The following is a 3,076-nucleotide window of genomic DNA, read 5'->3' as shown; positions in this document are numbered from 1 at the left end:
GCGGACGGCTCTATAGGTACTACATCGCAACCGATCTGCTGAAGCACGATGCGCCGGCATGCACGGTGCGACGCGTGCCGGCGGCCGAGATCGAAGGCGCGGTCATCGACCAGGTTCGCGGCTTGCTCCGTTCCCCGGAAATGATTGTGCGCACGTGGCGCGCGGGCAAGCGCCTCGTCGCTGGCCTCGACGAGTCCGAGGTCCGCGCCGCCCTGCAGCGGCTCGACCCGGTCTGGAACGAGTTGTTTGCGGCCGAGCAGGCGCGCGTCGTGCAGCTGCTCGTCGAGCGAGTCGACGTCAACCCGGACGGGGTCGAAATTCGAATGAGGACGGAAGGGCTGGGAAACCTGACGGTGGAGCTAGATGCGGTTCGATCGCAGCAGAGGGCCGCGTGATGGCAAAACCGAAGATCAGCGACGGACGCACCATTATGGTGCGGGTGCCGATTTCGATAAGGAAGCGCGGGGGCAGAAAAGTCGTGCTCGCGCCGGACGGCACGCTTGGCGTCAACACTCTGTGGTATCAACGGATAGACAACGCGATGGTCAAAGCGGTAGCGCGCGCGTTTCGCTGGCGCAACATTCTCGAGAATGGCAGCTACGCTACAATCGCGGAGATCGCGGCGGCCGAGAAAATCAACGAATCCTACGTGGGTCGCGTCCTGCGTCTGACTCTCCTGGCGCCGGACATCGTCGAGGCGATCCTGGATGGTCGGCAGCCGGCGGACATGACGCTGGCTTTGTTGATGCGGCCATTCGGAGTGACGTGGGGAGAGCAGATGTCGAAGCTCTTGCGGTTGTCAGGACCCCAATAGCGAACTCGGGCCATCGCTCCACAGGATTTCGAGCATTTGACCTGACGGTCCCTGGAAAAATCCGGCGTCTTCTGGCATCTTCTGCCATCCTTTACCGAACGAGGACCGGTTCATGCCGGATGAGATTCTGACGCTGCCAGACGTGGCCCACTTGCTTAAGGTTGCGGAAAAGACCGTCTACACCATGGCACAGAAAGGCCAACTGCCAGCATTCAAAGTCCGCGGCCAATGGCGATTCAAGAGTTTGGATATTGATCACTGGATCGAGCAACAAAAGGCTGCGTCTCGGGATGAGGGAAGGAAATAAGCGTGGCTGCTTCCCTCTCTTCACAGATCGAAGACGTTCTACCCCGGACAAACGACGCCTATTACAGGCTAATCCTCGCGGTTGGCCCGGCTCGACTAGGCAAAACGGCTGCGCTCGCCGAACTTTCGGATCGCCACAATTGGCCGCGCCTGAACGTAAACCTTCGCATTTCGGAAATTCTATTGGATCTAACGCATCGGCAGAGAGCTGTTCGTGTGGCCGGCATTCTCGACAACATCGTTCGTGAAGCTGCATCAGAAGTTGTTCTGCTGGATAACATAGAGCTGCTATTCGCCGCAGAACTAGCCCAGGATCCGCTTCGGCTTCTCCAATCACTCTCCCGGAATCGAACAATTGTCGCAGTGTGGCCAGGAACCTTCGATGGCAAATCATTGACTTATGCCGAACCTGGTCATCCGGAGGCGCGGCGGTACTCAACACCGCAAGCGGTCATCGTTAGGACCGGTGATGCCGAACACATTGAGGCGGCGGCATCCGGAGAGGAAATCAGATGAAGTATTCTGAGCTCATTCAATTCGAGCCGATTGAATCCGTCGTACAGCTCAGGGAAGCGGATTCTGTCACAGATGCGCGTCGTCTGGTCGAGACATTCGTAATTTCTGAGCGAATGGCCGAGCTACTCGGCGATCTCGTATTCCCTCAGCCGCCGTTATTGGGCTTCTCTGCGCCTTCGTGGGCCCGCGGAGAATGTTAGACTCGGTTCGACTGGCGGAGGAAGCAGTCTGCTGCGAACCGGTCTCCGCGCCGGTTTCCCTGCTAACAGGGAAAAGAACAGGGAATTTCTCCGTTTCTGCAGGGTTTCAACGGATTTGATCGAAGGTTCAATCGCCGAATCAAAAGCTTGCAGCAGAATTCCCTACGAATCACAGCAGGGAATTCGACGAGAGCTTGCAGGGAATTGCCGCGAGCGATCAGCGAATTTCGTAAGCGTCGATTCCTTGCACACTTGTTCTGCAGCTGCCGAACACGATCTGTTCTCGCCGTCGATTTGCAGATGGAGAGAACAAGATGGCGAGCGAGCACCGAGCGTGGACGCGGCAGGGTGAGGCCTTCTGGCGGGCGCATCATGAGGCCTGGAAGCGTAGCGACTTGAATCAACGCGAGTATTGTGAGCTTCACGGCCTGCCACCGAAGGGGTTCGAGAACTGGCGTGCGAAGTTCAAGGCCGAACCGCAGCCACCTCAACGCAAGCTGCTGTACCGCCGTGGCGGGTTAAGTCACACCGTTAGTCACGGTCTAAGTCACACCCTTAGTCATGTGACTTATCCGTCTTCGGACCAGGCCGGCCCCCTCGTTCTACCAGCGCGTGATGGTCATCGGCGCAGGTTCAGCGAAGCAGATAGACGCCAGATTCTGGCAGAGGCGGCTCAGCCGAATGCAACCCTCGCCAACGTCGCACGGCGCTACGGCATTGCCCGGCGTGTTCTATGTCGCTGGAAGCAAGAGCTTACGGCTGAGCCAACCTTCGTGACGGTAGAGATCACTGATGCGACCGCGGCACGTGGAGAGGAGCGTGCACCATGACGGCGCTGCTTCCTCCGGGCGTGAAGGTGCATCTGGCCTTGGGTTACATTGACATGCGCAAAGGCATCGACGGGCTTGCCATGCTGGTGCAGGGCGTGCTGCGGCAGGATCCGTTCTCGGGTCACCTGTTCGTGTTCCGGGGGCGCACCAGGGCCAACCTTATCAAGATCGTATTTTGGGACGGGACCGGGCTATGTCTTTTCACCAAACGACTTGAGCACGGTGTCTTTCTATGGCCTCCAAGTGTCGCGCCCGGCGAGACGCTGTCGCTCACCTCGGCGCAGCTGACGCTGTTGATCGACGGTGTCGATTGGCGGGCGCCGGAACAGCGGTGGCGTCCTGCCGTTGCTGGCTGACGAAAGCAGCGAATGGCCACTTGCCGGCTTGCGACGGATTGACTCACGACGATG

6 protein-coding genes are annotated in these 3,076 nt (G+C 58.9%); all 6 read left to right on the top strand.

Annotated elements, in window-relative coordinates:
- A partial coding sequence (locus QOH60_RS28725; RefSeq protein WP_526425292.1) for a hypothetical protein occupies positions 1-395 on the top strand: 395 nt, incomplete at its 5' end.
- Positions 395-814 (top strand): hypothetical protein, encoded by a 420-nt coding sequence (locus tag QOH60_RS28720; RefSeq protein WP_526425291.1) that lies wholly within the window; start codon positions 395-397, stop codon positions 812-814. The genes QOH60_RS28725 and QOH60_RS28720, both read left to right, overlap by 1 nt.
- 112 nt (positions 815-926) lie before the next feature.
- Positions 927-1,121: a methylation-associated defense system helix-turn-helix domain-containing protein MAD1 gene (gene mads1, locus QOH60_RS28715; RefSeq protein WP_526425290.1), complete on the top strand. Its 195-nt coding sequence runs from the start codon at positions 927-929 to the stop codon at positions 1,119-1,121.
- A 2-nt stretch (positions 1,122-1,123) separates the two neighbouring features.
- The gene (brxF, locus tag QOH60_RS28710; RefSeq protein ID WP_526425289.1) at positions 1,124-1,636 is read left to right on the top strand and encodes a BREX-3 system P-loop-containing protein BrxF; all 513 of its coding nucleotides are present in this window, start codon (positions 1,124-1,126) and stop codon (positions 1,634-1,636) included.
- 514 nt (positions 1,637-2,150) lie between these two features.
- Positions 2,151-2,666 carry an IS66 family insertion sequence element accessory protein TnpA gene (tnpA, locus tag QOH60_RS28705; RefSeq protein ID WP_526425288.1) on the top strand — a complete coding sequence of 172 codons (516 nt, stop codon included), beginning with the start codon at positions 2,151-2,153 and terminating at the stop codon, positions 2,664-2,666.
- Positions 2,663-3,022, top strand: coding sequence for an IS66 family insertion sequence element accessory protein TnpB (gene tnpB, locus QOH60_RS28700; protein ID WP_526425287.1), 360 nt, complete (start codon positions 2,663-2,665; stop codon positions 3,020-3,022). The genes tnpA and tnpB overlap by 4 nt, the downstream gene beginning before the upstream one ends.
- Positions 3,023-3,076: the final 54 nt, after the last annotated feature.

This window comes from Mycobacterium sp. (genome assembly GCF_032159765.1).
Taxonomy (GTDB): Bacteria; Actinomycetota; Actinomycetes; order Mycobacteriales; family Mycobacteriaceae; genus Mycobacterium.
The sequence above is the reverse complement of the archived record's forward strand: the minus strand, read 5'-3'. Positions and strand labels throughout refer to the sequence as shown.